Genomic DNA, 7,314 nt, shown 5'->3' with positions numbered 1-7,314 from the left:
TATATTCGGCTACCGCCGAAATAGAATGAATCGCTTCTTTAGGCGGAGCGCGCGTTTGTCCTATAGGAGAGGACTGCCCTTACGCCGGGCGGGCGCGCCCACAGGGCGTTTTAATGCCAGCCTCTACCCTATGCAACGCGGGCAGCCTCAGTCCAACTCCCTATTCCGCGCGCTGGCGGAAATCTTATTCAAAGCGCAAGACGCTTTGAATGATTTCCTACTCCAGCAGGCCCGCCCCGTTTATTCCGAGAGGCAACGCAACTGAAAAGCGTGCGCCCGATTGTTGGCACGTTCCGGACCAGCGTGTGTCGTTTTGAAATCCAAACTTCCGCCATTTGTTTCGCAAGCCGTCGCAGACCAGCTATAGCCCAACAGCCCCACGTCCAGCAGAGCCCCGAACCGGTCGAAACGACCCCCGTCGCGGTAGCCCGGGGTTTACATTCAGACACAAAAAGCATTCAGACATAAGGCGCACAGATACAAAAAACAGCGGTTCTGTCCCGAAAGAGCAGAGCCGCTGCCATATACCCAGTTGAAAAACAAGGCGAGCGCTATCCGATCCGTTCGACCGTCACCGTCAGCGGCAGTTCGTCGATCTCGATCTCCGACCGCTGCCGCCCCTGCGCTATTGAGACCCCTCCCTGCGCCAATGTCTGCGCCGCGATATAATCCGCAAACCGGCTCACCGCCTCATCCGTCTCCGGATTCGACTCCACCACGACCCGAATTTTGTCCGTCACCTCGAAGCCCTGCTCCTTGCGCAGGTTCTGGATCCGGTTCACCAGCTCGCGCGCCATCCCCTCCGCCCTGAGCTCCGGCGTCACCTCGATGTCCAGCGCAATGGTCAGCGTCCCCTCCGTCGCCACCAACCAGCCCGGCATATCCTCCGACGTGATTTCGAAATCCGCCCGTTCCACCGGCAGCACCTCGCCCCCCGCAATCGCCAGGTCATAAGTCGCCGCACCCCCTGTCGAACCCAACGCCTCGATCGCCGCGATATCCTCCTGCGAGAACTCCGCCACCGCCGCCGCAATCGCCTTCATCTGTTTGCCGTACTTCGGCCCCAGCGTCTTGAAATTCGGTTTGATCCGCTTGGTAATGATGCCCGTCGTCTCGTGCAGATACTCCACCTCCTTGACATTCACCTCATTCAGAATAAGTGACTCGACCGCCTCCAGCCGCCTTTGTACCGCCGCGTCCAACACCGGAATCATCATCTTCTGCAACGGCTGCCGCACCTTGATATTGACCTTCCGCCGCAACGCCAGCACCATCGACGACGCCCGCTGCGCCAGCTCCATCCTCCGCTCCAGCTCCTCATCCACCAACGCCGCATCGTACACAGGGAACTCCGCCAAATGCACCGACCCCTCCTCATTGTGCGTCAAATCTCGATAGATTCTGTCCGAGATGAACGGCGCGAACGGCGCCGCCAGCAGCGCGACCGTCTTCAGGCAAGTGTACAGCGTCTGGAACGCCGCCCGTTTGTCCCGCGTCATCTCCCCTCCCCAGAACCGTTTCCGATTCAGGCGCACATACCAGTTCGACAAATTCTCATCCACGAACGTCGCAATCGCCCTCGCCGCCGGCGTCGGGTCATACGCCTCCAAAGAGTCCGTAACCGTTTTCACCAGCGTATTGAGCAAAGAGATGATCCACCGGTCGATCTCCGGCCGCTCCGCCACCGGCACGAAATCCGCCGCCAGAGAATCAGCCGTGAACCCGTCCACATTGGCATACAGCGCAAAGAAGCTGTACGTATTATAGAGCGTTCCGAAGAACTTTCTCCGCACCTCGTCCACCCCGTCCGTGTCGAACTTCAGGTTGTCCCACGGCTGCGAGTTCGAAATCATGTACCACCGCACCGCATCCGCCCCGAACCGATCCATCACCTCGAACGGATCCACCGCATTCCCCAACCGCTTCGACATCTTGTTTCCGTTTTTGTCCAGCACCAAACCGTTGGAGATGATATTCCGGAACGCCACCCCGTCGAACAGCATCGTCGCCAGCGCATGGAGCGTGAAGAACCACCCCCTGGTCTGATCCACCCCCTCCGCGATGAAGTCCGCCGGGTAAATCTTCCCCTTAAAATCCACTTCGTCGACCTCGAACGGATAATGCACCTGCGCATACGGCATCGCCCCGCTGTCAAACCAGACGTCGATCAAGTCCGGCTCCCTCCGCATCGGTTCCCCCTTGGATGAAACGAGTACGACATGGTCCACATACGGCCTGTGCAGGTCGAAACCGTCATAATTCGCCTTCGAAAAATCCCCCTCTTTATACGAGGCCAACGGATTCTCCGTCATCACCCCCGCCGCAATCGACCGCTCGATCTCAGCTTTGAGCTCCGCCACCGACCCGATACACTTCAATTCACTGTGATCCTCCGTCGCCCAGATCGGCAGCGGCGTCCCCCAATACCTCGACCGGCTCAGGTTCCAGTCCACCAGGTTTTCGAGCCACTTCCCGAACCTCCCCTCGCCCGTCGAAGCCGGTTTCCAGTTGATCGTCCTGTTGAGGTCGATCAACCGATCCTTCACCGCCGTCGTCCGGATGAACCACGAATCCAGCGGATAGTACAGCACCGGTTTGTCCGTCCGCCAGCAGTGCGGATAGTTGTGCGTATGCTTCTCGATCTTGAACGCCTGGTTGTTGGCCTTCAGCATCATACAAATTTCGACATCCAGCGTCTCGTCCTTCTCCGTCTTGGCCGGATCGTAGGCATTCTTGACGAACTTGCCCGCGAACTCGTTATAAGAAGCGTCCACATACTTGGCCACAAACTCCGGATCGAGGTCATCCGTCAGGAAGAATTTCCCCGTCCGATCCACCATCGGCTGCCACTTGCCCGCCTTATCCAACAAGAGCATCGGCGCAATGCCGTTCTGTTTCGACACCCGGTCGTCGTCCGCCCCGAACGTCGCCGCGATGTGCACGATCCCCGTCCCGTCCTCCACCGTCACATAATCCGCCGCAATCACCCGGAACGCATCCCCGCCCAGCTCCGTCAGAGCGGGCTTGATCCACGGAATCAGCTGCTCATACCGCACCCCCTCCAACTGAGAGCCCGTATATTCACGAACAACCGTATAGTCCGCGATCTTCGCCCCCGCCATGGTCTTCTCCAGCAACTCCTTGGCCAGTATCACCGTCTGCTCCGTCCCCGTGTACGGATTGGCGCAGATCACCTGCACATACCGGATATTCGGCCCCACCGCCAGCGCCATATTGCTCGGCAGCGTCCACGGCGTCGTCGTCCACGCCAGGAAATACAAATCCCCCCGCACAGCAGCCTCCCCGCCCTCCGTCGCCGCGAACAGGAATTCGCTGCGCTCGTCTCGGATAATCTTGAACTGCGCCGTGCAGGTCGTGTCCTTCACATCCCGATAACACCCCGGCTGGTTGAGCTCATGGTTGCTCAAGCCCGTCCCCGCCGCCGGCGAGTAAGGCTGAATCGTATACCCCTTGTATAAGAGCCCCTTCTCGTACAGCTGCTTGAGCATCCACCACAGCGTTTCGATGTACTTGTTGTCGTAGGTGATATACGGATTCTCCATATCGACCCAATATCCCATCTGTCGGGTGAGCTTGTTCCACAACCCCGTGTACTCCATCACCGCCTCGCGGCACTGGCGGTTGTAGTCCTCGATCGAGATGGTTTTTCCGATATCCTCCTTCGTGATCCCGAGCTTCTTTTCGACCCCCAGCTCCACCGGCAGCCCATGCGTATCCCACCCCGCCTTCCGGTGCACCAGGAATCCCTTCTGCGTTTTGTAGCGACAGAATACATCCTTGATCGTTCGTGCCATGACGTGGTGAATCCCCGGCACCCCGTTCGCCGACGGCGGCCCCTCGTAGAATACGAACGTCGGGTGTCCTTCTCTGGTTTCGATACTTTTTCTGAAAGTCTCCTCCTTGTCCCACAGCGTCCGCACCTCCGTGCCGATCGCGGCGAGATCGAGTCCTTTATACTCGGTGAATTTTTTGCTCATGGATCTGTGATTTCAGCGATTGACAAAGGTATGGAATTTCCGGGAAAAAGTCGGCAGGAGCAGCCGTTCAGGATTTGGCGAGCGCGCTTTCGCCCGTGCCGGACAGAGAATGGGCCGAACAGGTTAAGCGATACGCAGTATCGCTCCGTCCCGCCGGGGCGCTCATCGGGCGTTTTGTCAGGGTTGTCTCTGCCTTATTAGCCGTCCGCCGCCCGGGCAGGGCAGTTCCAGGCGGCTCGAAGCTCGACCGCGCGCCGTAGCCTTAAGAGGGAAATCGTCAAAATACGTTGGCACGTTTGACAAGATTTCCCCGGCGCGCGAACAGAGAGCTGGGCTGAGGCTGCCATTTGCCCACCGCGGGCCCGCTTGGCCGACGCGTTCGCGTCATGGCGCGCGGCCGTTATTACTTTTCAGTTGCTCGCGTGCCGTCGCCTAAAGAAGCGATTCAGCTATTTCGGCGGCGAGCCGAAATAGAATGAATCGCGCAAGGCGGGCGAAAACGCGGCGGAGCGAAAGCGGAGCCGCAGTGAGGCTGGCACGGGGCGGAGAACCGGGCTGTGCTTGGGGTTGTGCCTGTTTTTCGGGCGGGAAAACCGCAACCGGTTTTCCCGCCGCGCTGGGCCGAGCATAGGGTTTGGATTTAGGCGGTGGATGGGGCTGAACCGTTTGACGGGCTTTGGGCCAAGAGCGAGTAGCGCGGTTCTTCGAACCGCCGGCCTCGTCGCCCAGCGGCGAAGCCGCTCGGGGGGGTGGGCGACAGGCCGAATATGACAGCCTTGGGGTGGTGAATGGGCTTTGTTCTTGCGACTCGTAGAGTCGCGCGGGCCGGACGCCTCCCCTCGGGAGGCCCGCAACACGCCGCTCCGCGTCGAAAATTGCGATATCTCCCGGGCGTCCTACCCACTTCCTACAAGAGTGAATGACACGGGCCGGAGCCAGCGGGGCCGGAAACGAGCTCCGCGAAGTTGCAGGCCTACGCCGGGGGTGGCTCCGGCCCGGGCGGCTCTGCGAGCCGCAGAGTGCAAATGGGGTAGGGCGGCCCGTTGCTTGGGGTAGCTCTCGGGTAGAGGTTGCCAGTTTTTAGGCCGAGGCTGCCATTAAAACGCCCTGTGGGCGCGTTTATTCCAAGAGGCAACGCAACTGAAAACCGTGGGCACGATGATCCGAATAGCTGATGTTGAGCATGCGGGAATAGAATTTCAATTCCAAACCGTTGATGTCATTGGTGGCGGACGACCAGCTAAAACCGTCGTTGCTGATTCCGGTCAATGTACCCTCTCCGAAACTGCGGAAGCCCGGGGCGGGGCATCCTTTTTGCTCAGAAGTATTTTATATTCGCCTCGGTCGGCGAAAATCCGAAGGAATACCGGTGGGAACGAATTTATAAATAGAACGTTATGGCAACGAGGATCGCATTTTACGGAGCACAGCCTTACGACCGTGAGTCCTTCGACCACGTTAACGAGGCCTATGGATTCGACATCAGCTATTATAAAGGGCATCTGACCGCCGAGAGCGCGGTGTTGGCCAAAGGTGCCGGTGCCGTGTGCGTCTTCGTGAACGACACCGCCGACGCCGCGACGATTCGAGCCTTGAAAGAGCAGGGAGTGCCGTTGATTGCCTTGCGGTGTGCCGGATTCAACAACGTCGATCTCGAAGCCGCCCGGCGCGAAGGAATTCGGGTGGTGCGCGTGCCGGCCTATTCGCCGCATGCCGTGGCCGAACACGCTGTCGCCCTGATGCTCTCGCTCAATCGGAAAATCCATCGGGCCTATTGGCGGACGAGGGACGGAAATTTTGCCCTCCACGGATTGATGGGATTCGATATGTACGGAAAAACCGCCGGGATTATCGGAACGGGCAAGATCGCGCGGATATTGATTCATATTCTGCGCGGGTTCGGGATGGAGGTCGTCGGATACGACCCGTTTCCCGACGAAGCGTTTGCCAGTGAGGCGGGGATGCGGTATGTGTCGCTCGACGAGCTGTATCGACGGTCGGATATCATTTCGTTGCACTGTCCGCTGACCGAACAGACCCGGTATCTGATCGACGATCGGGCCATCGGACGGATGAAACCCGGCGTGATGCTCATCAATACGGGTCGCGGCGGGTTAATCGACACCCAGGCGCTGATCGAGGGGCTCAAACAGAAACGGATCGGGGCGGCCGGGCTGGATGTGTACGAAGAGGAGGGGGATTATTTCTATGAGGACAAGTCGGACAAGATCATCGACGACGATGTGCTGGCCCGGCTCCTCTCGTTCAACAACGTGATCGTGACCTCGCATCAGGGGTTCTTTACCGAGGAGGCTTTGGCCAATATCGCGCATACGACACTCTCCAATATCCGGGATTTCGAAGCGGGAGCGCGGTTGGCGAATGAAGTGACGGGAGACGGGCGGTAATTCATTGGGCCGGAGGATATTCCGGTCTCGTTATTCGAAAATTGGCTTTGACCATGCGGTTGCATATTTCGCCGTGTCCGAACGACACGTTTATTTTTCACGCCTTGATCCACGGATTGGTGGATACCGAGGGATTGGATTTCGACGTGCGGTTTGATGATATCGAGGCCTTGAACCGTGCGGCGATCGAGCGGGACGGCGAAGAGGATGTGATCAAGATCAGTTATGCGGCGTTGCCGGAGGTGGCGGGTGCGTTTCGGCTGCTCGACAGCGGGAGTGCGCTGGGGCATGGGAACGGGCCGCTGCTGGTAAGTCGCCGGGCGATCGGGGCGGAGGAGTGGCGTGAGGCGCGGGTCGGGATTCCGGGCGAGCGCACGACGGCCAATCGGCTGCTGTCGTTGCTTTTTCCGGAGGCGATCCATAAACGGGCCATGCTCTTTTCCGAAATCGCTCCGGCGGTGGCGGCGGGGGAGTTGGAGGCCGGAGTCCTGATTCACGAGGGGCGTTTTACCTATGCGGCGCAGGGGTTGCAGCTGGTGGCCGACTTGGGCGAGTTGTGGGAGCGACGCACGGGGCTGCCGATTCCGTTGGGAGGGATTGTGCTGCACCGTCGCCACGGAGCTGAAATGGCGGAGCGGGTCGCGCGGGTGATTCGGCGGAGCATCGAATACGCGCAGGCGCATCCGGAGGCGTCGGCGGAGTTTGTCCGAACCCACGCGCAGGAGCTGGAGGCGGAGGTGAGGCAAAAGCATATCTCTTATTTCGTGAACGATTATTCGCTGTCGTTGGGTGCTGCGGGGCTGGAGGCGGTGTTGCGCTTGACGGCTCTTGATCGTTCGGTGTTGCTGTGAATTTTGGACTTATTGTTTTTGAGTAGGACGGAACTGCCGCTTTCTTGTAAGAAAGCG

General features: G+C 59.2%; 5 protein-coding genes. 2 read left to right on the top strand and 3 right to left on the bottom strand.

Annotated features, from left to right (window positions below; all coding sequences use genetic code 11):
- Positions 1–240 precede the first annotated feature (240 nt).
- The 3 genes from QZ302_RS07480 to QZ302_RS07470 all read right to left on the bottom strand — a co-directional run bounded on the left by QZ302_RS07480 (position 241) and on the right by QZ302_RS07470 (position 5,267).
- On the bottom strand, positions 241–381 hold the full coding sequence (locus QZ302_RS07480) for a hypothetical protein (RefSeq protein WP_294594125.1): 141 nt from the start codon (positions 379–381) through the stop codon (positions 241–243).
- Positions 382–551: 170 nt separating this feature from the next.
- A complete protein-coding gene (gene ileS, locus QZ302_RS07475; protein ID WP_294594123.1) occupies positions 552–3,998 on the bottom strand; it encodes an isoleucine--tRNA ligase in 3,447 nt (1,148 codons plus the stop codon).
- A 1,119-nt stretch (positions 3,999–5,117) separates the two neighbouring features.
- Entirely contained in the window at positions 5,118–5,267 is a 150-nt protein-coding gene (locus QZ302_RS07470; protein ID WP_294594121.1) for a hypothetical protein, read from the bottom strand.
- Positions 5,268–5,395: 128 nt separating this feature from the next.
- On the opposite strand from QZ302_RS07470, the gene QZ302_RS07465 reads away from it, so the two are divergent.
- Complete coding sequence (locus tag QZ302_RS07465) at positions 5,396–6,406, top strand: 2-hydroxyacid dehydrogenase (RefSeq protein ID WP_294594119.1); 1,011 nt, start codon at positions 5,396–5,398, stop codon at positions 6,404–6,406.
- 41 nt (positions 6,407–6,447) lie between these two features.
- Positions 6,448–7,257, top strand: coding sequence for a 1,4-dihydroxy-6-naphthoate synthase (locus QZ302_RS07460; RefSeq protein WP_294594117.1), 810 nt, complete (start codon positions 6,448–6,450; stop codon positions 7,255–7,257).
- Positions 7,258–7,314: the final 57 nt, after the last annotated feature.

It is taken from the genome of uncultured Rikenella sp. (genome assembly GCF_910579375.1).
GTDB lineage: Bacteria > Bacteroidota > Bacteroidia > Bacteroidales > Rikenellaceae > Rikenella.
This window is presented reverse-complemented; position numbering and strand designations above follow the sequence as displayed.

Coding starts and splice junctions, on each gene's coding strand:
- ileS (WP_294594123.1), bottom strand. CDS start 3,998: ATGAGCAAAAAATTCACCGAGTATAAAGGACTCGATCTCGCCGCGATC.
- QZ302_RS07465 (WP_294594119.1), top strand. CDS start 5,396: ATGGCAACGAGGATCGCATTTTACGGAGCACAGCCTTACGACCGTGAG.